General features: G+C 66.8%; 18 protein-coding genes. 4 read left to right on the forward strand and 14 right to left on the reverse strand.

From position 1 onward, the window contains the following. Positions 1-378: 378 nt before the first annotated feature. The 7 genes from Aple_RS28150 to Aple_RS28180 all read right to left on the reverse strand — a co-directional run bounded on the left by Aple_RS28150 (position 379) and on the right by Aple_RS28180 (position 7,871). A complete protein-coding gene (locus Aple_RS28150) occupies positions 379-3,282 on the reverse strand; it encodes an NACHT domain-containing protein (protein ID WP_155347737.1) in 2,904 nt (967 codons plus the stop codon). A gap of 453 nt (positions 3,283-3,735) precedes the next feature. Further along, on the reverse strand, positions 3,736-3,876 hold the full coding sequence (locus Aple_RS56385; protein WP_155347738.1) for a hypothetical protein: 141 nt from the start codon (positions 3,874-3,876) through the stop codon (positions 3,736-3,738). Positions 3,877-3,916: 40 nt separating this feature from the next. Further along, entirely contained in the window at positions 3,917-4,354 is a 438-nt protein-coding gene (locus tag Aple_RS28160) for an NUDIX hydrolase (RefSeq protein ID WP_155347739.1), read from the reverse strand. Between the two features lie 120 nt (positions 4,355-4,474). After that, positions 4,475-6,295 carry an ABC transporter ATP-binding protein gene (locus Aple_RS28165; RefSeq protein WP_170321693.1) on the reverse strand — a complete coding sequence of 607 codons (1,821 nt, stop codon included), beginning with the start codon at positions 6,293-6,295 and terminating at the stop codon, positions 4,475-4,477. Positions 6,296-6,350: 55 nt separating this feature from the next. Continuing rightward, the gene (locus Aple_RS28170; protein ID WP_155347741.1) at positions 6,351-6,872 is read right to left on the reverse strand and encodes a MauE/DoxX family redox-associated membrane protein; all 522 of its coding nucleotides are present in this window, start codon (positions 6,870-6,872) and stop codon (positions 6,351-6,353) included. A gap of 57 nt (positions 6,873-6,929) precedes the next feature. Next, complete coding sequence (gene lepB, locus Aple_RS28175) at positions 6,930-7,316, reverse strand: signal peptidase I (RefSeq protein ID WP_155347742.1); 387 nt, start codon at positions 7,314-7,316, stop codon at positions 6,930-6,932. Between the two features lie 30 nt (positions 7,317-7,346). Next, the gene (locus tag Aple_RS28180; RefSeq protein ID WP_218038536.1) at positions 7,347-7,871 is read right to left on the reverse strand and encodes a TlpA family protein disulfide reductase; all 525 of its coding nucleotides are present in this window, start codon (positions 7,869-7,871) and stop codon (positions 7,347-7,349) included. 737 nt (positions 7,872-8,608) lie between these two features. On the opposite strand from Aple_RS28180, the gene Aple_RS52225 reads away from it, so the two are divergent. Then, positions 8,609-8,824: a response regulator gene (locus Aple_RS52225; RefSeq protein ID WP_246264837.1), complete on the forward strand. Its 216-nt coding sequence runs from the start codon at positions 8,609-8,611 to the stop codon at positions 8,822-8,824. Between the two features lie 26 nt (positions 8,825-8,850). Here the strand turns inward: Aple_RS52225 and Aple_RS28190 are convergent, their stop codons facing one another. The 6 genes from Aple_RS28190 to Aple_RS28215 all read right to left on the reverse strand — a co-directional run bounded on the left by Aple_RS28190 (position 8,851) and on the right by Aple_RS28215 (position 20,039). After that, positions 8,851-10,332: a condensation domain-containing protein gene (locus Aple_RS28190; RefSeq protein WP_170321695.1), complete on the reverse strand. Its 1,482-nt coding sequence runs from the start codon at positions 10,330-10,332 to the stop codon at positions 8,851-8,853. Position 10,333: 1 nt separating this feature from the next. Further along, complete coding sequence (locus Aple_RS28195) at positions 10,334-11,779, reverse strand: class I adenylate-forming enzyme family protein (RefSeq protein ID WP_155347779.1); 1,446 nt, start codon at positions 11,777-11,779, stop codon at positions 10,334-10,336. Continuing rightward, a complete protein-coding gene (locus Aple_RS28200; protein WP_155347746.1) occupies positions 11,779-13,152 on the reverse strand; it encodes a condensation domain-containing protein in 1,374 nt (457 codons plus the stop codon). The genes Aple_RS28195 and Aple_RS28200 overlap by 1 nt, the downstream gene beginning before the upstream one ends. Further along, complete coding sequence (locus Aple_RS28205; protein WP_218038537.1) at positions 13,149-13,394, reverse strand: acyl carrier protein; 246 nt, start codon at positions 13,392-13,394, stop codon at positions 13,149-13,151. Before Aple_RS28205 ends, Aple_RS28200 begins: the two co-directional genes overlap by 4 nt. Further along, positions 13,391-16,537: a non-ribosomal peptide synthetase gene (locus Aple_RS28210; RefSeq protein WP_170321696.1), complete on the reverse strand. Its 3,147-nt coding sequence runs from the start codon at positions 16,535-16,537 to the stop codon at positions 13,391-13,393. The genes Aple_RS28205 and Aple_RS28210 overlap by 4 nt, the downstream gene beginning before the upstream one ends. A 187-nt stretch (positions 16,538-16,724) precedes the next feature. Beyond that, the gene (locus Aple_RS28215) at positions 16,725-20,039 is read right to left on the reverse strand and encodes a glycoside hydrolase family 48 protein (RefSeq protein ID WP_170321697.1); all 3,315 of its coding nucleotides are present in this window, start codon (positions 20,037-20,039) and stop codon (positions 16,725-16,727) included. A 301-nt stretch (positions 20,040-20,340) separates the two neighbouring features. On the opposite strand from Aple_RS28215, the gene Aple_RS28220 reads away from it, so the two are divergent. The 3 genes from Aple_RS28220 (at position 20,341) to Aple_RS28230 (ending at position 23,322) form a co-directional block, all read left to right on the forward strand. After that, the gene (locus tag Aple_RS28220; RefSeq protein ID WP_155347749.1) at positions 20,341-21,084 is read left to right on the forward strand and encodes an NUDIX hydrolase; all 744 of its coding nucleotides are present in this window, start codon (positions 20,341-20,343) and stop codon (positions 21,082-21,084) included. Positions 21,085-21,230: 146 nt separating this feature from the next. After that, a complete protein-coding gene (locus Aple_RS28225) occupies positions 21,231-22,061 on the forward strand; it encodes a hypothetical protein (protein ID WP_155347750.1) in 831 nt (276 codons plus the stop codon). 10 nt (positions 22,062-22,071) lie between these two features. Continuing rightward, entirely contained in the window at positions 22,072-23,322 is a 1,251-nt protein-coding gene (locus tag Aple_RS28230; protein ID WP_155347751.1) for an adenylosuccinate synthetase, read from the forward strand. On the opposite strand, the gene Aple_RS28235 is transcribed toward Aple_RS28230, so the two are convergent. Next, positions 23,319-25,241 carry a S41 family peptidase gene (locus tag Aple_RS28235; RefSeq protein WP_155347752.1) on the reverse strand — a complete coding sequence of 641 codons (1,923 nt, stop codon included), beginning with the start codon at positions 25,239-25,241 and terminating at the stop codon, positions 23,319-23,321. The genes Aple_RS28230 and Aple_RS28235 overlap by 4 nt on opposite strands. Positions 25,242-25,275 lie beyond the last annotated feature (34 nt).

A 25,275-nucleotide genomic window follows, 5' to 3' on the forward strand; every position in this document is an offset into this window, starting at 1 on the left:
CGGATCACCGGCTGGTCAGCCACCACACCAGGACGCCCACAATGCCAGTGCCCGTGGATAGGCCAGACCACGATGACCGCTTGGGCATATTCTTCTTGGGCCGCCGAAAGACGAGAGCGCCGCCCTGCCGGTGGAGCACGTACTTGCGTGCCGAGTGCGATCTGTGGGCACATGTTCGTCACGATCGGGCATACGTGGCCGCGCTTGGCTCAACCCCTGGCGCACTTCTCGATGGTGATCTTTGGTTGGCACAGGGGTACGCGTACCGGGCATGATGTGGTCTTGATGCGGTCAAGAACCGGCTCAAGCGGATGCCGTACCGGCCCACGCTGATCAGCGGCTTCCTCGCCAAGACCGGCTTGGGCCTCCAACTTTCATTTAAGCTCTCGTGCTGGAATGAGCTACGACATCGGCTCGGCCGTCCGCCCAATCTTTCAGTTTCTGGTGAAATTGATGGGGAATGGGCAGCGGCGGTAGATCTGTAGGCTCGTCTCTCTGCCAGCGTCTCATTATGTAGCGATATGCTTCGTTCAACGGACCCAGCGATAGGTCGGAGTGCGTATCCGGTGGTAGACCAGGTAACTGTTCAGCTATGCAAAGGATGATCATCAGTGCGCCCAGGTATGCCATATTGTCCGGGATCTCGTACTTATATGAACCATTGTCATGCGTATTTGAGAAGAAATTGTTCCATCCCTCTATGTCGGTCAATGGAAAGGGGTCGGCATGATTAATAATATGAAGTCCAAGCGTCTGGAGGTCTTGAACAATCTGAGTCGCGTTCCTGGCCAAGGAGTCTTCGTTCTTGTACCCTCTGACAAGGCACCATGCGTGGTCATATAAATACGGAACATACGTGATTCCAAAGATTCCCGTTTCGTGAAATCGAAACAATGAGAGCAGGCCGCCTTCCTCGTTGAGTATCTCATCGATCCGGACTATCTCCGCCTCGAGTGCGATCTTCCTGAGCCCGGAGTCGGTCCGCCAGATTGCCGCGATGTGTTCACGATTTCTCTCGATGCTCTCTCGTCTGAATTCATTCCAAAACGCAGAGAGCGTATCATCTGGTCGGTGGTTGTCTCGCTGGATGTCCGTGCCGGAATTTATCCACGCCAGCAGTCGTATTCCATTCGCATGGATGGCCTTGTCGGGGGACGCGATCATCGCACCGGCTCGTTCGGCTACCTCCTCCTTTACTAATTCGCAGCTGGCAATGCAACTCTCCAGTAGCCAACTTAGCGGAAGATATCGCTCGGATTCTTCTGGGTGGCCGTCGAAAACATGATCGAGAATGCTTCGGGTAAGGTTCCGAATCACATGTGGTGGCAGGTCTATCGATCTCAGGCAGCGTGCCAAGAACTGGAGGATATTGCTCCGGCTGCTTACCGATCGGCGTCGCCGGTCGGCTATCATGATAGCGAATATTCGCTCGGCCCCGCGATCTATCGCATTGTCTTTCATCTGGATCGCGAGCGCGGCGACCACATCCCATTCCTGCTTAGCGACGTGCGGCAGTAGCGTCCGGGCAAGTTTTTCCGGTGTATCGCATATAGCAGACAGGTGTGCGGCCGCGAAGTATTCCAGAAACGTGCGGTGGGTAAAAGTGAAAAGTGTCTCCCCACGTCCGGTCGTCCCGGCGTCAGTGAACACCCACATTCGTCCCCGGCTGAAGGACACGAACTCCTTCGCGGCCTCTTCTGCGTCCTCTATCAGCTCAAAGCCCCGGATATGGAGGAATTTGGTGGCCTCGCGGACCAGTTGCCGCTCAGTCACCGCGGCCCGCGGTTCATCGCTGGTCAGCAGCCAGTGGGCCAGATAGCGGAGGGCCGGTTCGACAAGGTGTCGGGCACGAAGTTCGAGATGTATGCTCCTCCGCGCGTCCCATTTGCGGAAGAGAAGATTCGCACATCTTTCATAAACCTCCGGCCGGTTACGTGGAATAGAACCCTCACCGCGATACAGGATGCACATCAGAGCGAGCATGAGCGGATTGGACCGTAAATCCGACACGCTTGCGCTCTCATTCATGAAGGCTTCAGTCCAGCGATCGACTTCACTGTCCTGAAGCTCTTCCTGCGCGAACCAGTTCCGGACATATTTTTCGACATGGCCGTCGTCGAATCCAGAGATCCGGTAGCACATGAACTGCCGTTCGTCGAGCCGGGCCTGGTCGTATCCGACCAACCGTGATGTGACTAGTACCCGTGCAGCGGGATACTCTGTGCAGAACCGCTCGATTATCGCAGTGACCTCTGCTCGGCGAGAAGTGTCGACCAGTTCGTCGAGACCGTCGAACACGACCAACGCATTACCCGCCAATAACAATCGCGCTACCATGCCCGTGGGTGCGGCGCATTGATAGAAGGCTTCGAGCCGCTGCTCGATATGGCTGACTACGGAGCGCTCCGGCAGTCCGGCGGCGGCGAACTCTCGCAAGGTGACTAGGAACGGTGTCCGGCAGGTGGGGTCGATGGCGTGCCGATGGACTAGGACCTGAGCTGCGGTTGTCTTTCCGCCGCCCGGATCGCCCAGCAGCACGGTCTGGTCGATTTCCTGATCCAGCCGGGTGAGGTCGATCTCCCGTGGCTGCTGGTTCGGTTCTCCCTCGATTACCTGCGTGATGGTGGGCGAGACATAGAGCTTTCCGATCTCAATTCGCCGTCGCCTCTCGAAATCCGGAGGTTCCAGACGCCCGTAGTGTTCGGCCAGATGTCTCCGGTATCGCAGCAGGAAGTCGGCTTCGATCGTCGGATCAGCGCGCGTGGACAGTGCGGCCGTGTGCCGTTCGATGGCATGTAACGTCGCGACTATTCTCGCGCTACTCGCCTCATCGCGAAGCTGGGCGATCAAGAGGGGGTCGGCGGCCTTGAGTTCGTCCGCGATTCTGCGTGACTCCCCGTCGTAGTAGGCGAAGAGTTCCTGCGTGAGCAGCGCTATGTCCACGTCAGGAAATGCAGGCCGGAATATTTGTTCGAAGCTCACGCGCACTCGTTTGGCGTCGATTTCGGGGGCGTCGGTCAAGCGAACCGCGAGCAACTCGTGCAGAAGGGCCTGGAACTCGTCGCCATACAGGACCGAGGCCACGTCCTCCCCGGACACTCCGGCTGGTAACTCGCCGACGTTCGGGCCCAGGTCCGCCAGCTTGTACGTGTCGAACCAGCGTGCGAGTTCGAGCTCCTCTCGCCGACGCTGACCGCGCCTGCCCTTCGCCGCGATTCCAAGCCGTCGCCCTGTGGCCGCGAGTACCTCGACCAGGACACCCACGATAACGTCTTCGATCACCGATCAACCCCAGTGTGTCCTTAGCCTTGGCCTTGACTGAGATATATCCCGTACGGATCCGCAAATAACTAGAAGGATGACTTAAATTCCAGCTCGCCTCAAAATGATCAACGAGGTCATCTCACCCATGCCTGGTCCCGTTCGGGCTCACCATCCGGGATCCAGAGATACTCAAACGTGCAGGTCGGCCACATATCCGCAGCTCAGCGAAAGAGAAACCCGGCATCTGCCTGGAGGTTGCGCGGTCATGCCTAAAGTGAGCCCCTTTCACGACGCGGCGGCTTCGCGGGTTGAAGAACATGAATAGCCTTGGCGAGATGTTCCGCGCGATACGGGCTTCCTCGGGATCCTCCATGTCTTGAGCTGGGCGATCGGATGAGCGGGAACATCAAGAACTCCGATCTCAACTGGCCGACCGTGTTGATTGTCCCTACTCCACGCAGGGCAAACTAGCTAGCGCCGCATCAGGCAATGTTTGCCTTGTCGACTTACCGGGCGTGGGTCCACCCGGGCGATGATCTGCGTGATCGTGGGCGAGTGACCGTCCAGATCGAACAGGTCATCGTCTGGGTGCACCTCGTCGATGCCCAGCACCTCGCACTAGATGGCGGTCATCATCGCCAGAATCCCCTCGTCACCAGCCGTGCAAGCCCACCGTTTTCCCAGCCAGGTAATGTGCGACGCCTGCCATGGTGTAGGGCACCGTGTTGTCCGGGAGTAAATCAGCCGGCACCCAGTCGACTTTTGCGCATTTGCTCGGTTCGGCGTTGGTTGGTTCGCCCGTCCAGGTGTGCGTAACGAAGAAGAATCCCACCCGTGGGCGGCCTTCGGGTGAGAGGTGATGCAGGACGGTGGCGGGTTGCAGGTGTTTCGGATCGATGGTGATGCCGACCTCTTCCCGGGCTTCCCGGATGGCACAGTCGACGATGGTCTCGCCCTCGTCCAAGTGGCCTGAGGGCAGACAGTAAAGGCCGTCGGCATAGCCGGTCCCCGCGCGCAGACACAACAGGATGTGCCCGGTCTGCTCCAGGATGACGTGGACGTCGACCGTGACCTGCTGGCGCTGCGTCATCGAGCCGGAACCTTCCGCCGGGATAGTTCGCTACCGGCGTGACGATAGCCGACGTATGTGATCCGGCGATGGCTGAAGCGACAGCTTGCCCCGTCGCCCGGTGACTGTCGAAGGGGTTGTTTAGGCGCGGGTGACGATCGGGTCGCGATAGCCGGACGCCTGGAGTTTGAACAGGCGGGCGTATAGGCCGTTTCGGGTCATGAGTTCGTTGTGCGGGCCGACCTCGGCGAAGACGCCGTCATGAAGGACGGCAAGCGTATCGGCGTGTCGGATGGAGCCGAGCCGGTGTGAGACGAGCACGCTTGTGCGGCCGCTCCGCAAGGTCGCTATGCGTGTGTGGACCTCGTGTTCTGCCTCCGCGTCCAGGCCGGAGCTCGGCTCGTCGAGGATCAGGAGATCGCTGTTACGGCGGAGCATCGCGCGAGCAAGGGCCACCCGTTGCCACTGGCCCCCGGAAAGGAATACCCCGGTGGTGTCGCCATCCTGGCTGGACTCGTCAATGAACAGCCGGGTCAGGAGGGTTTCGTAGCCGCGGGGGAGGGAGTGAATCGTTTCGTCGATTCCCGCCTCGTGAGCGGCGGTTTCGATGGCGAGGGTGTCCTTCATGAGTTCTAGCCGGCCGATCGCGATGTTCTCCCTTGCCGACATGTCGTACGCCATGAAGTCCTGGAAGACGGCGCCTATTCTGGCTCTGAGTTCGCCTGGCTCGAAGTCCCTCAGATCGATCCCGTCCCAGGTGATACGTCCTGCGCTCGGGTCGTACATGCGGGTGAGGAGCTTCACTATCGTGCTCTTTCCCGCGCCGTTTAGGCCCACCAGGCCCATCGACGTCCCGGCCGGAATCTCGAGGGACGCGCCGCGGAGAATCCAGGGATGTTCTTCGCTGTAGCGGAACCAGACATCATGCAGCCTGATGCTCTGGGACAGGGAGGGGACAGGTACGGGGTGAGGCGCCACGACAAGGTCTGGTTCTGTGCTCTCGACGGCCAGGAAACTCCTGAACAACGAGATCTGCTCATGGGTTCGCGCCATTTGGCCGATGAGCCCGGCGAGTTGACCCTGCATCCCTCCCACAGCGGCGATGAACATCGAAATGTCGCCTACCAGCAGAGCACCGTCATGAGCGCGGATGATGGTCCAGACCAGACCGCTTCCCGCGATCAGCGCCGCCAGGCCGCCAAGCGCTAGCTGGGTTACGAGGTCACGCCGATCCAATGTCCGGTTCTCGGCATTCGCCGCCTGCCGCTCGGAGACCATCCGAGTGTGCAGGAAGGAGCCGATGCCGAACAGCCGGACCTCTTTCGCGGCCTGGCCGTCGGTCATCAACTGGGCGTAGAAGATCTCTCGTCGTTCGAGCGGGCCCAGTCTCATGTGCATGGAGACCCGGCGCCGGGAAAGCGAAATCTCTGCCAGTAGGGTCGGCCCCACACTGATCAGGATCACCCCGGCCATGATCGGGCTGAGGGAGAACAGGGATCCGACAAAACCTGCGATGCCCAGGGCCGCTCCGGCGATGGCCAGGAACCCGGAGAGGATCTGGCTGGGGGTGCGACCGCCCATGGTCTGGGCCAGCTGCAACTGGTTGAGAAAGGCGGGATCTTCGAAGTGCGCGAGTCCGGGCAGTCGGTTGAGTGCGACGTACAGCCTGCTCTGCGCCTTCAGCGCGATCAATCTGTCCAACTCTGATTGACAGTAGCGCGAACCCTCCACCAGCGCCTTCGAGACCAGCCCCAGCGTCGCGAGCAGGCTCGCGAGAACGAGCAGCGTCCTGGCTGGAAGGTTCATCACGATGGCGTCCAGAATGAATTTGGTCAGCCACGCGACGGTGACGGGTACCGCGGCGGTGGTTACGGCGATGACCACTGCCAGGATGACGAGCCGTGACCTCGCCTGCCAGGCCAAGGTAAATGCCCTGGCGGTCGTGTGGACGCTGTCTCGCATTGATTTCATAGAAATCTGACATCCAAACCGTGGGGATACCGGCGGGCCCACTCGTCTAGGCGAAGAGATCTGCCAGGTCGTCCATCAGGATGACCAGAAGCGACAGGATCAATCCCGCGACGATGGTGATTCCTGTTTCCGTGGTCCAGGAGCCGACCCCGACGTCGGCGCTGAGCATACCGACGATAGCTGCGGCCACAAGCAGGGTGTTGCGCACGATGTGCCGGGCGGAAAATTCCGACGCCTGTCGTCCAAAACAGTTGCAGGTCACGGAGCTGCCTCGATGAATCACGGTTGTGATCGCCAGATTGAATACCACGCAGAGCGCGGCAGAAAGGGCGAAGGCATACACGAGCAGAGCCGAGTTCGTCATCAGGCCTACCAGTATCGACAGAGCGGCGATCAGCTCTGCGGTTATTATCAGGATTGTGGCACTCGGTACCGCCCCGATGGGCAGGAGCCGCATTTCACGGACCGAGTCCGTGAACGATGAGTAGTGGAAGATTTTCCCGACGCTCGAGGTGAGGAAGACGACGACGAGTAGAGTTCCGCTGAATAGGAGGGAATAGTCTGCCATCTAGCCGTCACCTACAACAATCAGAGGGAAACAGGCGCCGAGGTCCCATTGGAGACGCTATATTGTCAGCCGCCGTATCATTCGCCCCACTACTCGGTCCATCGGAACGAACCCGAAATGACGCGAATCCATACTGGACGGCAGGTTGTCACCGAGAACGAACACATGGTTCGGCGGCACCGCTTCCAGCCCGCCCGGGAATCGGTCACCGGCAACGGCCGCAATCCGCTTGATAAGTTGCCCCGGCGAATCAGGACGCGTGATCACCACAACGTCCCCTCGCACATAATTTGACGGACGGCGCGCGATAATGACTCTGTCGCCCGCGTTCAGGTGCGGGTACATGCTCGGCCCATGAACATGCACGACGCCGAACTTCCGGCGCAGCACGCCAAAGGTAAAAGCTAGACAAAGCGAGCCAAGGGCTATGTAGGAGAATTCCATGGCAAGCAACCCCGGTCGAGCAAATAGGCGTTACGCAGGTATGGTGATTCTTGAGTCCGGGCCGATCTTCGAACTGGTCGCGAGCACGTTCCCGACCCCCACGGTGACGAAGACGGGGACTCCGATGACACCGAATGCCCTGGCCACAGGCCCATTCGGCACTTCGACGAGAACCGGGCCCAGCGCCTCCAATGTGGCCATGACATCCCCGTCATAGTCGCCGGAGAGTACGGACACGACTGTCCCCTTGTTCATGGTCGCGTAGGAGAGGAAAGCCGGCATAGCCTGCTGGCAGGGTGCGCAGTCCGGCGAGAGGAAGGCGAACACGGTACCGAGTTCGAGGGCGGCTCGACTAACCGTCACCCCCTGTGTACTTGTGGCCACGAACTCGCCTATAGGAGTTCCCGGCGACGAGCTCAGTTGGAGGTGCCCAGCCGGGATGGGCGTCACTCCTGCGCCCCGCCCAACCTTTCGTGCGATACCCAGGATGAGCACCAGGTTGAGCAGAGTCAGACACAACGTCAGTATTAGCAGGCTTACCTGGAATGCGATCATGATTCGGCCCCGGATAAAGACAGAATGGGTGGGGGTTTCCGGACGCCGGCACCGCAATCCATATCAGCATCACGATGCCGGAGATTCCAGCGATCAGATCACCCACGAGAGCCGGCCAAACTGCGATCGCGGCAGCTCCCTGGGATGATCGGCATTAGCAGCTACCGCAGCCGTAGTCGGTGCTTTGGTAGTAAAAGCCGCCGCCGGTGGGGTAGCACTTGTAGGTGACCACTAACCTCGAGTAGCTCGAGGAGCAGTAGTAACAGGCGCGACTGAATACGGTACAGCTGGCCGCTGCGTCGGATTCGGGAAGAACTGCCGACAGCAGTTCATCTCTGAAACGAGCCAAAGAGCGCTTCACCGGATGATCGCCTCCTTTCTGATTGAGTCGTGCCGGGCCGAAAGAATCAGTTGAACCACGCGCGTTTCCGTTTCGCCCTACCACCGGAGCGAAGCCGGGGCGGCTCAGATCGAGCATCGGACAGGCCGGTATAGGCGAGGTATATGCCCTGGTAAAACCCGCTTTGTCGCCTGTCGAGAGCCCCTCCAGGAGCGCGTCGCCATCGTCGCTCGGTGGCCGTCGCCAGAACCTCCGGCACAGGTATGAGGACAAGTACGGACCTGGACGGCGTTCGGGTAGGGGCCAGGAGCGCGTGGAGGGACAAGGCATCGAACTGGAACGCCAGACCACCCAGATCGGTGAGCTCGATGCCCGTCTCGGTCGTGGACTGGAAACCGTGGACGAGGTCGAAGTCGTCGGGACCGGCGTCGAGGCCCTTGAGCAGGCCTCTCGCCGAGAACCCGACGTGGTGGTCACGGACGTGCAGATGCCCGATATGGAGGAAATCGAGGCCATCCGTCGTCTCCTCCAAGAGCACCCGGAACCGTGTCGTGGGTGCTCACCATGTCTGAGGAAGACGGCACCGTATTCGACGCGCCGACGCTTTGGTTGAGCGGGTCCGCCGCGTCAAAGCCTGCGTTATCGTGGCCCCGCCCCACGGGAGGCAGGGCGGGCCGCCTCCACCTGGGCGACCAGTTCGGCGAGCGTCGGGGTCTCGAAGAACGTGTCGAGGGTGAGCTCGACTCCCAGCCGCTTGTCGACCCGGGCGATGATCTGTGTGATCGTGAGAGAGTGGCCGCCCAGATCGAACAGGTCGTCGTCCGGGTGCACCTCCTCGATGCCGAGCACCTCGCACCAGATGGCGGTCATCACGCTCAGGATGCCGTCGTCGGCGGGACCGGCCGGCGCCACGGTCGCGGGGGCGTTCAGCGTGGCCAGGTCGCCCGGTCGGGCGGGGGACAGGTCCCGCAGCCGCCTGTACGGCGTCGCCGCCAGCGTGGCCAGCAGCCCAGCCAGGTCGGCGGCGACCAGGTCGGCGGACGCCCGGCTCAGGCAGGCCGGATCGAAGGACAGCCGCGCGCCGATCCCGTCGACGACCTGGACGTGCAGGGTGTTTCTGATCGCGCCGTTGGCGGTCATCCATTCGACCGAGTTGGTGAGGCCGGGAAACTCGGGATCCGGCGTGGACCGTTTGCGGTAGCTGAGCGAGACCGGGGCCAGCGCCGCCCGTGGCGTGATCCCGGTCACCGCGCGGGCGATGGGGACGCGGCGGTGGCGGTAGATCTCGCGGAGCTCGGCGCGGACGTTGCGGGCGAACTGGGCGAAGGAGTCGGTCGAGTTCGGGGTGGTGAAGACGGGTAGCTCGTTGGAGTACAGGCCGATGGTGTCCTGGTCCGCGGCGGTTCTGGTGGAGAGGTCGACGGCGAGGGTCTGAGGGCCGGGGCGGTAGCCGTACAGGAGGGTGTGCAGGAGGGCGACCAGGGCTTCGAAGCGGGTGACGCCGAGCGATTCGGCGAGCTGGCCGAGTTCGGGGTCGAGTTTGAGGTCGATTGTGTCGGCGGGGGTGGCGCGCAGGGAGAGGGCGGTCAGGCCGGGGAGGGCGAGTTTGACGGGGTCGCGCCAGCGGGGGCGCCAGAATTCCGTGGCGGCGGCGATGTCGGCCGGGTCGGACTCCGAGGTCACGGGGGGTGGAAGGGGCGAACCGCTGTAGGCCAGGGCGAGGTCGCGGACCAGGAGGTCCTTGGAGACTCCGTCGAAGATCGCGTGGTGGGCGACCACGAGTAGTTCGTGCTCGGATCCGGTCGAGGTCAGGATGAACCGGGTCAGGGGGCCGGTGGCGAGGTCGAAATCCACCTCGGCGGGGCCCGGTTCGAGGGCGGGAGGTGTCGCGGCGGGGACGAGGCCGACCACGCCGTCGCGGTCGGCGAGGGCCTTGCCCAGCAGGGGATGGCGTTCGACGACGGCGGCGCACGCGGCGGCGAGCGCGGTCCGGTCCAGCTCCCCGGTCAGCCGGATGAGCAGCGGCATGTGGTGGGCGCGCGGGTCACCCCCGAGCCTGTCGGTGACCCACATGCCGTGCTGGGCGGGGGAGGCCTGCTCCCAGATCAGCGACGAGGACATGTCACTCGCTTTCCTCGCGCGGCGTCCCGAGCAGGCCGCGCAGTTCGGTCTTGAGGATTTTGCCCGACGGGTTCTTGGGGAGCGCGTCGAGCAGCAGGATGTGCGCGGGGAGTTCATGCCTGGCCAGCCGGGTGGCCAGGAAGGCGCGCAGGTCGTTGATCGCGACATCGGAGGCGACCACGGCGGCGGCCACCGCGGTGCCCAGCGAAGGGTCGGGCACGCCGAAGACGGCGGCTTCGACCACGTCCGGATGTTCGTACAGGGCGGCCTCGACCATGATCGTGGACACTTTGAAGGCGCCGGACTTGACCACGTCGCTCTCGCGGTCGACCAGGTAGAGGTAGCCCTCCTCGTCGAGGTAGCCGAGGTCGCCCATGCGGATCCAGCCGTCCTTGAAGACCGCGCCGGTGGCCTCGCCGTCGCCCACGTACGAGCGGGGGGCCGCGCCGGAGCGCAGCCACACCTCGCCCGTCTCGCCTGGCGGGAGCGTGCCATCGCCGATCCGCAGGCCGCTGCCGAACGCGGGACGGCCGAGCGCGGCCGGACGTTTCGGATCGAAGATCATCACAGTCTGGGCGGGGGCGGCTTCGGTGGAGGTGTAGTAGTTCGTCACCGTCGCCTTCGGGAACGCCTTCGTGAGCCGGAGGGCCAGCGCGGGCGGCAGGGCGGCGGCGGCCGAGCCGAGCAGCAGCACCGAGGAGAAGTCGTGCCGGTCGGGCGCGCCCGACGCGAGCAGCTCGTTGGCCATGGTCGGGACCAGGAAGACCGTGCCGACGCCGTGCGACTCGATCAGGCGGGCGAACCTGGACGGGGTGAACACCGGCGGGGTGAGCATGGCCGGGAAGGCGTCCAGCGCGTTGAGCAGCATGGCCTGACCGGCCTGGGTGCCGATCGGGAAGGCGTGCAGGAAGTGTCTGGAGTGCCGGAACATCCGGCGCGCGGGCGGCCCACCCCGGCCGAAGGCCAGGTTCGCGTGGGTGGCGCCCACACCTTTCGGCCGTCCGGTGGTGCCGGAGGTGTAGAGGATCTGCGCCAGGTCCTTCGGCCGAGGTCCCTCCGGGAGGTCTCCGTCGGCGAGTTCGAGTTCGGTCACGACCGACGTCCAGCCGTCGATCTTGGGTGGGCGTAACCGGGAGGCGTGCACGATGCCCACGGCCCTGCAGTCGCGTACCAGGAACTCCAGCTCGGGTTCGGCCAGCCGGTCCGACAGCGGCACCGCCACCGCCCCGGCCATCAGCACCCCGACGTACGCCACCGCGTAGTCGGCCCAGTCCCGCGACCCGAACAGCAGCGCCACCCGCTCGCCAGGACGGGCGGGCAGCCCCCGTGCCACGGCGGCCGAACGCCGCTCCCACGCCCCGAACGTCAGCGAGTCCACCCCCGCGACCTCGATCGCGACCCGGGCGGCATCCTCCCCCGCGCGCGTACGGAGCAACTCGGCCAGCATCACGGAGCGACCTCCAGCTCACTCGGCCGGGCGTCCCGGAAAGCCGACTCCACCACGAGCTCCTCCACCGCGCGCAGCAGCCCGACCATCCGGCTCTGCGGCAGGCGGCAGGTGTCGGCGTTCAGGCCGATCGACAGGATGCCGCTCTGGCGGGTCACGAAGAAGCAGAAATTGCAGGTGAAATGGTCCACCCCCGGCAGCCACTCGATCCGGGAGGACGTCACCGAGGTGCGGATCGCGTCCTCGCCCGGCGAGCTCTCCTGCAGGGCGCTGTGGTCGACCGGGCGCATGTCGTTGAAGCAGCACGACGGGTCGACCTTGACCGCGCGGTCCGCGCTCACCCGCTCGACCATGGCCTCCCAGGCCAGCTGGTCATACTGGGCGTGCCGGTAGGCGCGCATCGCCTCAGGCAGGGTGGCCTCCAGCGTCACGGCCAGCGTCGCGTCGGGATCGGAGGACATCGTGAACAGGCCGAGCTGGCTGAGCGAGGTCACCAGGTCCCTGGTCTCCGGCCGGAACCGGTTGTGCACGATCGGGGTGATCACGCAGGTCTCGTGCGGGGTGATCGTGCCGATCAGCGCCGAGACGGCGGTGAGCAGCACGGTCGCCGTGCTCATGTGATGCCGCGCGGCCACGATCGTGACCGCGTCCTCCAGCGCCCGCGACTCCAGCATCGCCTTGCTCCAGCGCGGCGAGCCCGGCTCGGCGACCAGATCGGGGAACATCGTCGGCGGGCCCTTGCGGTAGCCCGCCTCCCAGTGCGCCAGCGCCCGCTCGGATCGATTACGCCCCACGCCGGACTCCTGCTCGGCCACCAGGTCGAGCACCTGCTGGGACGGCGGCCTGGCCAGGCTCCCGCGCAGCAGCAGCTGGCGCAGGTCGCGGACCACGATGTCGGCCGCGTACCCGTCCACGGCGGTGTGGCACAGCACCACCCCGACCTGCCGCACCACGTCGTCGACCGTGATCAGCCCGATCCGGACCGGCCACTCCTCGACCAGGTCGAACGCGCGCGCGGCCAGATCCAGGACCAGGCCCTCGGCCGCCTTCTCCGCCTCCTGCTCGGTGGCCGCCAGCACCTGCCGCTCCAGCCAGCCGGTCTCCGACACGATCTGGAACGGATGGCCGTCCTCGCGGAGAGCGATCCTGGACCGCAGCGAGTCGTGCCGCGCGACCAGCGCGACCACCGCCGAGGTCACCTGCTCCACCGTGTACGGGCCGCGCCCGCGCGGCATCGGCAGCACCCGCCAGAGGTTGAAATAGTGCGCGCTCGCCGGACCGGCCTGCCGCATGGCCTCGTAGATGGACCGCTGCCCCCAGGCCAGGTTCGCGCGGCCCGCGCGCCCGCCCGAGAAGCGCACATGCTCGCTCATCGCAGCCTCCCGGCCACGTCCGCGACCAGGTTGGCGAAGTCGTCCACCAGGCCCGGGTCCACGTCCACGCCGAACTCGTCCTCGATGGCGTCCACCAGCCGGATCAGGCTGAGCGAGGTCACGCCGAGCGCGGCCAGCGAGTGCTGCGCGGCCAGCACGTCGTCGGCCGAGATCTGGTCGTCGGTGGCGGCGGCCACCATGACGGCCAGCTGTTTCTCCAAGGGGTCCTGCACTATGTTCACCTCCAGGTCTGGGCTGTCTCTTGGGACGCCAGCCGCTCGGCTTCGTCCTCCGGCATCGCCGCCAGCTCCTCGCGCAGGCGCTCCTCGAGGGCGGCGGCCAGGTCGGCGACCGTACGCCGGGCGAACAGCGTGCGCAGCGGCAGCTCGATTCCGGTGAGTACGGCCAGCCGCACGCTCACCCGGACCGTCATCAGCGAGTGACCCCCGATCCGGAAGAAGTCGTCGAACACCCCGATCGGGCTGCCGGGGCCGAGTACGTCGGTCCAGATCTCGGCGACCAGCTCCTCGGCGTCGGTCCTGGGGGCGACGAACTCCGGCCGGCCGGCGCCGGGCAGGCCGTCCGGCGGCGGCAGCGCGCGGCGGTCCACCTTGCCGTTGGCGGTCAGCGGGAGGGCGTCCAGGCCGAGCAGGAAGGCCGGGATCATGTACTCGGGCAGGCGGTCGGCCAGCAGGCGCAGGAGTTCGTCCTGGTCGGCGGGCGGGGGGACGACGTAGGCGAGGAGGATCTCGTCGTGGACGGCGGCGACGGCCTGGCGGACGCCGGGGAGGCTTTCCAGGACGGATTCGATCTCGCCGAGTTCGATGCGGTGGCCGCGGAGTTTGATCTGGTTGTCGGCGCGGCCGAGGAACTCCAGGGTGCCGTCGGGACGGTGGCGGACGGTGTCGCCGGTGCGGTAGAGGCGGGCGCCGGGCGGGCCGTACGGGTCGGGGACGAAACGGTCGGCGGTGAGGGCGGGGCGGCCGTGGTAGCCGAGGGCTACGCCGGAGCCGCCGATGAGGAGTTCGCCGGGGACGCCGATGACTCGCGGGTCGAGGTGCTCGCCGACCACGTAGCAGCGGGTGCCGCCGATGGGGGAGCCGATGCGGATCTCGCCGGGGTTTTCCGGGACTTCCCAGGAGGTGGACCAGATGGTGGTCTCGGTGGGGCCGTAGACGTTGACCAGGCGGGCGACGCGGGGGCGCAGCTCTCTGGCCAGGGCGGGCGGGAGGGCTTCGCCGCCTGCGAGGGCGACCAGGGCGGGGTCGCGGAAACCTGTGTCGAGGAGGGCGCGCCAGCCGGAGGGGGTGGCCTGGGCGTGGGTGACGCGTTCGGCGCGGATCAGGCGGGCGAGCGCGGGGGCCTCGGTGTTCTCGGCGAGGACGACGGTGCCGCCGGTGGCGAGCGGGAGGTAGAGCTCCAGGGCGGAGATGTCGAACGAGAGGGAGGTCGCGGCCAGCCAGACGTCCCCGGGCGCGGAGCCGAGCTGGCCGGCCATCGCGGCGAGCAAGTTGGCCAGGGCCGAATGCGGGACGGTCACGCCCTTCGGCTGGCCGGTCGAACCCGATGTGTACAGCACATAGGCCGGATCACCCGGCGACGGGGGAAATTTCGGATTTGTGGCCGTGGCTTCGGGGTTCGGGGACGCTTCGGGGTTGTAGGAGGTTCCGGGGTTCGAGAGCGGTTCGGGGTTGGAGAGCGGTTCGGGGTTGGAGGCCGTCTCCGGGTTGGAGGCACCTCCGGGATTCCAGGATGCTTCGCGGTTCGGAAGCGCTTCGGGGTTCGGAAGTGATTCGGAGAACAAAGGCTTCGCGCCGGAGTCGGCGAGGACGAAAGCGCGTCGTGCGGTTGGATATTCCGGGTCGAGCGGGACATATGCCGCGCCCGTTCGCTGGACCGCGAGCAACGTCACCAGCAGATCCGTGCTCCTGGACAGCTGGATCGCCACCAGGTCGCCACGCCCCGCCGGAATGCGCCGGGCCAGCTCCGTGACCCGCCGATTGAGCTCGGCGTAGCTCAGCCGGTCCGGCCCGCACACCAGCGCGAGCGCGTCCGGCCGGGCCTCGACCTGTGCGGCGAACATCGCGTCGAAGGTGCCGGAAACCCCCGGAGCGGCCTGATTCCAGCCACGCACCACCAGGTCGAGCTCGTCCCCACGTGGCGCGGTCAGCCGCGACAACCGGATCTCCGGATCCAGGATCACCCGCTCCAAGATGTCCTGATATTTCGCGACGTATCGCTCGATGGTCTCCCGGTCGAACAGATCGCTGTTGTAGACCGCCAGCATGCCCTTCTCCCACACCGCGAACCGCAACTCGTGCGTCGCGTGCGGAAAATCCGGTTCCACATGCTCGGTCTCGATCCCCGGCAGGGTCAGCGTCGGATTCGCCAGGTTGAACAGCCCGAACATCGCCTGGAACAGCGGCGTCCTGCTCTGGTCCCGCGCCACGTCCAGCGCCGTCAGCAGCTGATCGAACGGCACATCCCCATGCCCGTACGCCGCCAGCAACCGTGACCGCGTCCGCCGCAGCGACTCCCGGAACGTCGGATCCCCCGACAGATCCCCCCGCAACACCAGCGTGTTCGCGAACAGCCCGATCAGCGGCTCGTACTCCTGCTTCCGCCGCCCGGCCGTGGCGAACCCAACGGAGATGTCAGTGCTCCCGCTCCGCCCCGACAACAGCACCTGATAAGCCGTCATCAGCACCATGAACGGCGTGCAACGCTCCACCGCGGCGAACCTGTCCACCGCCGAAAGCAGCGATTCCGGCAGGTCGCGCTGTACGTGCCCGCCGGAGGTGGTCACCACCGGCGGCCGGGGCCGGTCGGCCGGCAACTCCAGCGGCGGCGCGCCCACCAGCACCTCCGTCCAGTAGTCCAGCGACTTGGGCGCCCCCGCGTCCGCCTCCAGCAGGAAGTCGGAGTACCGCGCCGGAAGCGGTGGCGGCTCCTCCCCGCCGTACAGCAGAGCCAGCTCGTGCCGCAGCAGCCCCAGCGACCAGGCGTCGGCCACGATGTGGTGCACGACCAGGCAGAACGTGAACCGCTCAGGCCCGGTGGCGATGAGCGTGGCCCGGATCAGCCGGTCGGCGGCGAGATCGAAGGGCCGCGAGATCCGGTCGGTCACCAGCGGGTCCGGCGCGTCGTCACTGATCAGCTCGAGCGCGAACGGCTCCGGCGGATCGACGACCTGCGCGGGGGAACCGTCCCGGACCGGAAACCGGGCGCGCAGCACCTCGTGCCGGGTGACGATCTCGGTCAGCGCCGCCGCGAGCCGGTCCGGATCGACCGGGCCGCTCAGCCGCGCGACATGGAACAGATGGTACGACGGGTCTCGGGGATCGAGCCTGTGCAGGAACCACAAACGTTCCTGTGCGAGTGACAAGGGGAGCATCGAAGCCCTTTGACCAGCGACTATTTGATGGGAACGCTCCCACGATGGGACTGTTTCGTCAAGATCCAACCCTCACCGCAGGATGGACGACCTGTGCGGACATGAAACTTTCATCCGGGAGAGAAAGCCGGTACGGCTGCCGCCACGGAGGGCGGCAGCCGTACCGGATCGGGCTAGGTCATCCTCCGGGGAAGAACGAGCCATAGTCGGCGAGCGCCATCGCGGCGTCCGCCTGAGCCCAGAATCGGTGGTAGGTGAACGTCGGCACGGCGCCGCCGTTCAGGTAGGTCTGCACCTTCGACCAGTCAGGGTCGCTGGTGTAGAAGGAGCGGATGCCGAGGAAGGACTTGCCCGGCACGATGGTGTCGCCGTTGGGCATGACCCCGCTGTAGCCGGACGGGATGTACAGACCCGTCTGGTTGGCCGAGGTCCACACGTCGTCGAACCGGTTGTAGTCGGCGCGGGTCTCCGGCACCACGATGCCGCGGGCGTCCTTCAGCATGATCATGCGGTCCAGCAGGCCCTTGGCCGTGTTCTTGGCCGAGATGCCGAGCGTGCTGGTGGGCTCCTTGGCGGCGTAGTAGATCAGCGTCCGGGCGTACGCGGCGGTGACACCGATGTCCTGGGTGAAGTTGCGCACCGTGACATGCAGGCCGGGGTTGTCCGCCGGAGTTCCGGTGGGGCTGTTGAAGGTGGCCGACGGGGCGCCGCTCCAGTCCATCTCGTTCGGGACCTGGTAGTTGCTGCCGGTGCCGAGCGTGGTCTGCGAGATGGCCCAGGCCACCCACTTGTCCAGCACGGACTTGGCCATGGTGTTGCCGGTCACGTAGTACAGCTCCGCGAGGCGCTGCATGCCCCAGCCCTGGAAGCCGAACCACTGGTTCGACGGCGGGTCGTGGTAGACCGGCTGCCAGTCGTAGGTCATGCCGAAGAACTGCGGCTGACCGGCCGGTCGGGCCGCGTACGCGCCGTCCCAGCTGTTGGTGGCGCCACCGGCGATGCCGCCCTCGGCGGACTGCAGCCACTTGTAGAACTGCACCTGCCGGGTGAGGCTCTGGTTCCAGTCCGCCGCGGCGGTCGGCGACTGCGGCCGCATCGCCGTCGGGCCGGCCGAGAGCGCCCACGCGGCCAGCGGGTTCTGGTAACCGCCGTGGTTGTGGCTGGAGCCGATCCGCCAGGACCAGGCGCCGTCCAGCGCGCCACCCCACGCGAAGTACCAGTTCAGCAGGTACGCCGAGCTGCTCTTGCCGGAGCCCGCGGTGCAGGTCGGCGAGGCGCAGCCGGGGTTCTTGAAGTACTTGTCGTACATCGCGTAGCGCAGGTAGTCGCCCAGCTTGCCGGCCTTGGTCAGGGTCGCCGAGACCTGGGACTGGTTGCCCTGCTCGGTCGCCCAGGTCAGCGCCCAGTAGGCGGCCTGGACGGCGCGGGCGTCGGCGTCCGGAGCGGCGGTGTACCGCCACTGGGCGGCCGCGGTGCCCTGGATGAACAGCGGCTGGTAGCCCTGGCCGGACTGGCCGTACCGCTGGGTCTCGCAGGACGGGTGCGGGACGGTCTCCCAGACCGACTCCTGCGGGCCGCGCTGGTAGGTGTTGATGTAGGTGACCCGCTTGGTGTTGTCGCCGCACTCGGTGAGCGAGCTGCCGCGCCCGGTGCCGTAGCCGTAGACGTCGTCCACGTCGAGCAGCCAGTGCATGGCGTACATGTTGCGGTTGCCGTACGTCGAGGCGAGTTCGTTGGCCAGCGGGTCCTGGCCGGCCACCACGGAGGTGGACAGCGGGGACGGGTACTGGCTGGGCTGGTTGAACTCGGGCGCGTAGTCGGCCGGGTCCGCCGGGTTGTAGCTGGTCATGCCGCCCGGCTGGTTGGCCGCGGACGGGATGATGTAGTTCTCCATCAGGGTCCAGGAGGCGTTGAACGGCGCCCAGTTCCTGGTCACGCGACCGTACTGCGCCTCCAGCCAGATGAGGAAGCTGAACGCCTCCGACGTGGTCTCGTGACCGTGGTCGGGGGCCTCCACCATGAGCGTCTCGATCGAGTGGTACGGGATGCCCTCGGGGGAGAGGTAGCCGCTGGCGGACGCCTTCAGCTTGTCGTACTGGGCCTGGAACTCGGTCAGGTAGGAGTTACTGGTGTTCTCGTCGTCGGCCTCGGTCGCGGTGACAGAAACCGACGTCAGACCGGACGAAGCCACGGTGATCGTCCGGGTGCCGTTGGTGCTGTCGGCGTCCTGCGCCGCCGAGAGCGTGACGCTCTGCGGGGTGGCGAAGTTGGCCGGGGTGAAGGTCAGCGAAGCGCCGCCGGTCACGGTGATGTTGGTGTCACCACCGGTCGCGGCGGTGTTGGTCACCGTCACGTTGGCGGTCGGCGCGATGGCCAGCCGCACGCTGTAGATCGCGGTCGAGCCCTCCGGCACGCTCAGGCTGGTCGGGGTGACGACCAGGGACTGGGTGGTGACCGGGTCGTCGTCGGCCTCGGTCGCGGTGATCGGAGTGACGGTTCCGCCGGAGCCGCAGGTCAGGTTGATGGTCCTGGTGCCGTTGGTGGTGTCGGCGTCCTGAGCGGCGCTCAGGGTCACGTTCTGCGGGGTGGCGAAGTTGGCCGGGGTGAAGGTCAGCGAAGCGCCGCCGGTCACGGTGATGTTGGTGTCACCGCCGGTCGCCGCCGCGCTGGTCACGACCACGTTGGCGGTCGGCGCCTGGTTGAGCCGCACCGAGTACGTGGCCGTGCCGCCCTCGGGCACGCTCACCATCGTCGGGGTCACGATGCAGGACAACGTCGTGGTCGAATCGTTGTCCACCTCGGTCGCGGTCACCGCCACCGTGGTCAACCCGGCGGAGGCGACGTTGATGGTCCGCGTCCCGTTGGTGGTGTCGGCGTCCTCGGCCGCGGCGATCGTCACGTTCTGCGGCGTGGCGAAGTTGGCCGGGGTGAAGGTCAGCGAGGCGCCGCCGGAGACGGTCAGGTTGGCGTCGCCGCCGGTCGCCGCGGTGCTGGTCACCGTCACGTTGGCGGTCGGGGCGGACTGCAGCCGCACCGAGTAGGTCGCGGTCCCGCCCTCGGGCACGTTCACGCTGGTCGGCGTGACCACGAGCGCCTGGGTGGCGACAGGGCCTGTGCACAGGGTGCCGTTCAGCGAGAACGCGGTGGGGTTGGTGTTGGTCCCGCTGAAGGTGAAGTTGGCGCCGGGCTGCACGACCGCGTTGGCGGCCAGGTTGGGCGCCCAGGAGGGGGCGTCGATGGTGACGTTCGCGCCGGACTGGCTCCAGGTGCCTTCCCAGCCGTTCTGGAGGGTCTGGTTGCCGGGGAAGGTGTAGGTGATCCGCCAGTTGGACACCGGGTCGCCGAGGTTCTGAAGCCGGACCTGGGCGCCGAAGCCGTTGCCGCCTTCCCACGTCTTGGTGTACGTCACCTGACAGGCCACGGCGGCGTTCGCCGGGGTCGAGGGGACGGTGGCAAGAGCGAGGGCAGTGGCGAACGCAGTCGCCACCGCCATCAAACGCCCTCGCCAGGATCTTGATCTCAAACTGATCATCTCCCAGCCATATGGGGTCCACGCCGTCCCGGTTTTGCGGGTGTACGGCTCCAAGCGCGCCCAACCCCCACATTGGGAGCGCTCCCAATGTCCGTTGGTTTCGGAGGGGCGTACAGGGTGTTTCGCCAACATGACGGGGTGGCCCCCTTGTGACGTGCGCCGCTTCGCGGGAGCCGGTGAAACGTTCAGCGCATCTTGTGTGGTAGGGCCTCCCACGTTATTCTCATTCAGAGAACTACTCGACTTGAGAAAGACGGGCGGGATGAACGAATCGGATTTCCTCGCGGCATACAACCCGCGGGCCTTCGACCCGATGGCCGTCACGGCCGACGTCGTGGCGCTGACCATCCGGGACGGGCGGCTACACGTCCTGCTCGTGCGGCGCGGCGAACCGCCGTTCCGCGGGGCGTGGGCGCTGCCCGGCGGCTTCGTCCGCGAGGACGATCTGGAGGAGGCCGCGGCACGTGAGCTCGCCGAGGAGACCAGTTTGTCCCCGGCCGATCTGGACCGGGTCCACCTGGAGCAGCTCGGCACCTACGGCAAGCCGGGACGTGACCCGCGGATGCGCGTCGTCACCGTCGCCTACCTCGCCTTCGCCCCCTTGCTGCCCGATCCGAAGGCCGGATCAGACGCGGACGCCGCGGTGTGGACTCCCTTGACTGCCACTCGGGAGCTGGCCTTCGACCACGCGAAGATCCTCGACGACGGCCTGGAGCGGGCCCGTTCGAAGCTGGAGTACACGCCGCTGGCGACCTCGTTCGTCGGCGAGGAGTTCACCATCTCCGAACTGCGCGCCGTCTACGACGCCGTCTGGGAGGAGCAGCTGCATCCCGGCAACTTCCACCGGAAGGTGCTGTCGGTCCCGGGCTTCGTGGAGAGCACCGGCCTGACCACGGAACGCGGGGGTCCTCGGGGGGGCCCTCGCGCCCGGCTCTACCGCAAGGGCGACGCCAAGTTGCTGCACCCCGCCCTGCTGCGGCCTTCGCGTGAAGACGAAATCCGCTGAACGAAGCCACCGGGGCTTGGCCGCGCCTGTGTCTGGACTGAGGAACGCAGGTCGCGAAGCGGCCGGAGTGACGAGGGAAGACACAGGCTCCCAGAGCGGCCAAGCCCGCCGATCCGGAGGATCGGCCATGAAAAAGGAGTACCTCAATGGGGGACGGCAAATGGTCGATCGGTGCCTACGAGGCCGCGCAGCGGTATCGGGAGGAGCGAGGACTGAGCGCCTTCGGGCACAGCGATGCGATGCGGCGGCTCAGCCGCATGCAGTGGCGGGTCCACCAGGCCCTGGATCCGATCGGGCTCGGCGTCCGCGAATCCCGTGATTCGGCCGAGCACCCGGAGTCCGTGGCCATCGCGGTGCTCTTCGACGTGACCGGCTCCATGCAGCTGGTCCCGCGGGAGCTGCAGGCCCGGCTGCCCAACCTGCTCGCCACCATCACCGAGCACCTGCCGCACGCGCAGATCCTGTTCGGCGCGATCGGCGACGCCACCTGCGACCAGGCGCCGCTGCAGGTCGGCCAGTTCGAGTCCGACAACCGGATGGACGAGGACCTGCGCCGGATCCTGCTGGAGGGCGGGGGCGGCGGCAGCATGCAGGAGTCCTACGAGCTGGCCTTCTACTTCCTGGCCAGGCACACCGAGCTGGACTGTTTCACCAAGCGCGGGGTGCGCGGCGTCGCCTTCGTGATCGGCGACGAGACCGCCTATCCGATGGTCAAGGGCTACGAGGTGGCCAGCCTGTTCGGCCACGGCCAGCCGCAGGACGTCCGGCTTGAGGAGATCCTCAGGCAGGCGCAGGTCTCCTGGGACGTCAACTTCGTCATCCCCGGCGGCACCTCGCATGGGCGCAGCCAGTTCGTCACGGGTTTCTGGCACAGCCTGCTCGGCGACCGGGTGATCGAGATCGACGACCTCTCGGGGATCTGCGAGACGATCGCGCTCACCGTGGTCGACCGCGTCATGTCCCAACGGGCACGGTAACGGGGGAGAGATGGACGAGCACGTCATCATCGCCGATCTGGGGTACGGCGACAGCGGCAAGGGCACCATCGTGGACTGGCTCTGCTCGCGCAAGAAGGACGCTCCGCACGCGGTCGTCCGCTACAACGGCGGCGCGCAGGCCGGGCACAACGTGGTCACGCCCGACGGGCGGCACCACACGTTCGCGCAGTTCGGCGCCGGGACGTTCTGGGGCGTCCCGACGTTCCTCTCGCGCTTCATGATGGTCGACCCGCTGGCCCTGATCACCGAGCACGCGCACCTGCGCTGGCTCGGCACGGCCGACCCGTTCGAGCTGCTCACCGTCGCGCCCGACGCGCTCGTCACCACGCCGTACCACAAGGCGGCCAACCGCGCGCGGGAGCGGGCACGGGGGCGGAACCGCCACGGATCGTGCGGGATGGGAGTCGGCGAGACGGCCTCCTACGCGATTTCCCATCCCGCCGCCGCCCCCCGGGTGGCCGACTGCGGCAGCCCGCGCTCGCTCCGGCTGCTGCTGCGCCGGCTGCGGGAGTGGGTGATCGACGAGGTCGGCCCGGTGCCGCTGCCCGCGGTGGACGACGTCGCCGACGTGTTCGGCGCGTTCGCCCTCCGGGTGCGCACCGGGCGGCTGCCCTCGGGCGGGCCGCTGCTGTTCGAGGGCGCGCAGGGCGTGCTGCTCGATGAGGTGTACGGCTTCCATCCGTACACGACCTGGTCCACGACGACGTTCATGAACGCCTTCACGCTGCTGGACGAGGCGGGGGCCGGAGCCGGGGACGTGCGGCGGCTCGGCGTGCTGCGCACCTACGGGACGCGGCACGGCGCCGGACCCTTCGTCACCGAGGACGCCAAGCTCTCGCTGCCGGAACGGCACAACGACACCGGCGAGTGGCAGGGCGCGTTCCGGGTCGGCCACCTGGACCTGGTGGCCGCGCGGTACGCCGTCCAGGTGTGCGGAGGCGTGGACGAGCTCGCCCTCACCCACCTGGACGTCGCCGACGAGCACCCCGAGCTGCGCGTCTGCCGCGCCTACGACCAGCCGGTACGGCTCACGCCCGGCGACCGCCCCCACCAGGCCGACCTCGCCCGGCGGCTGGCCGGCGCCCGCCCGATCCTGGAACCGGTGCCCGGGCCGTGGCCCGCCTTCGTGGCCGACGAGCTCGGCGTGCCGGTCACGGTGACCTCCAGCGGGCCGACCTGGCTGGACAAGCGCGTCCGCCGCATCCCCCGGGTGAGCAGGAAGATGGCGCGGGCGGCCTAGTCCAGGAACGTGTGAGCAACCGCGACCAGGTTCTCGCCGAGGAAGCCCTCCGCGCGGACCTTGGTCGCGGTTACCACGCCGGGGACGACCACCGTGGACTCTCCGGCCGCGATGTCGTACGAGCCGCGCGGCCGGCCGTCCACGTACAGGTCGGCGCGGTCGAGGCCGAGCGTGTCCAGGGCGACGGTGAGGCTGGCGTCGCCGGGGACGGCGGCGAGCCGGAGGCGTCGCACGGGCTTGCCGTGCAGGATGCTCCCGGCCCGTTCCATCAGATCCTGGTTGCCGTGCAGGACGTCGGCGGCGGTGAGCTGGTGCCCAACAGTGGGCAGGACGCCCAGGTCCTCCAGGGGGACCCCGGCGGAGCCGCCCACCCGGAGCATGCGGCGGATGGCAAGGGTCATGCCGGCGCCCCGGGGCAGGTCCTCGTACGGCTCGCGCAGCGCCTTGAGCAGGTCGGTGTGGTCGACCACGTTGCCGCCGCCCGCGCCGGTGTTGCCGTCGGTGCCGATGATGTCGCCGATCTCGTGGTCGGCGAACCCGGCGGCGAAGATGTCGGCGGTGGAGTAGCAGCGGGCGTCGGTGATCAGCACGACCGGGCCGTGGTAGAACTGGCCGAACGCGTTGGCGAGGGTGGGCGCGGTCAGCGTGAAGGCGTCGGAGTAGACCGCGCCGGTCTCCACCGACTGCTCCAGCGATGCCGCCCATTGGCCGTAGTTCCTGGGCGATTCGCGGGATAGGCGAAGGTTGAGCGGGCTGCAGAGCATCTGAGCGGACTCGGGCTGGATCTTCTTCGGGGTGAGGAACTGCAGCAGGGTCTCGCCCGCCGCGATCACGCCGCCGGGGTTGTTCCTGATGTCGATGATCAGACCGGCTTCCGGCAGGTGGGTGGCGATGGCCACGAAGTCGTTGAGGAACTTCAGGAACGCCTGCTGGAAGGCCTCGTCGGTGGCGAACTCGCCCAGCTGGAAGCCGGTGATCCGGATGTGGCCGTAGGTGCCGGTGCTGGTGGCGACCTCGCGCCAGAGGAACTTCCCGGTCGCCTGGTAGGCGGAGGGGGAGGCTTCCGCGGCTTTGGCGGGCGGGTTGAGGAACGCCCGGATCGAGGCGACCTCCTGGCCTTCCAGGTCGAAGCCCAGCGGGAGGGATCCGGACGGCGGCGCCGGGGGGATGATCCGGCGGAGGACCAGCCACTCCATGCTGAACTGCTGGGGTTTGCCGTCCAGGTCGATGTAGTGGAGTTCAACCCACTCCTCGTCCGGGGGCAGGTGGACCACGAGGGATCGGCTGGTGAGGGTGGCCAGCGCGCGGCGGTGGCGGGCGGCGGGATTGCCGCCGGTGAAGCGGGAGCCGTTGACCTCGACCGCGCGGGCGATCGGGACGCCGTTCCAGTGCGTCACGACCACGCCGGGCACGAACTCGGCCGGGACCAGGGCGGGCGCGTCCACGGAGGAGACCAGATACTGGCTTCCGCCGTCCCCGCCGGCGGCTTCCTCGATGACGAACGGGAGGGTCGCCGCGGTGTTGTTGAAGGGCTCGGGCAGCAGGTAGAGCGTGTGCAGGTCGCGGACCGAGTGGAAGATCGACAACATCTCGGCGTGGAAGGCGAGTTCAGGCTCGGGGGTGCCGGGGCGGTCGAGCTTGGCGCGGAGCAGCTTGAGGCGCTGCAGCGGATTGACGCCGTGCATGGCGATCTTCAGCGGTAGGTGGGCGTAGTTCTGCTCCAGCACCAGCAGGGCCTGCTCGACTATGGCGCGCCGCTCGTCCAGGGTCAGTTCGCCCGCGTCGCTCAGGAACTCGCGTAACGTCAGGCCCTGGATGAGGGTCCAGACGGGAGTGGGTTCCGGAGCGGCCTCCGGCACGGGTGCGGCGGCCGCGGCAGCCGCCATCGCGGCCGGGTCGAAGATGTCGCCGGATGGCATGGGTACTCCTCACGCGATATCGGTTCATGTCCCG

The sequence above is a fragment of the Acrocarpospora pleiomorpha genome (genome assembly GCF_009687885.1).
GTDB classification, from domain to species: domain Bacteria; phylum Actinomycetota; class Actinomycetes; order Streptosporangiales; family Streptosporangiaceae; genus Acrocarpospora; species Acrocarpospora pleiomorpha.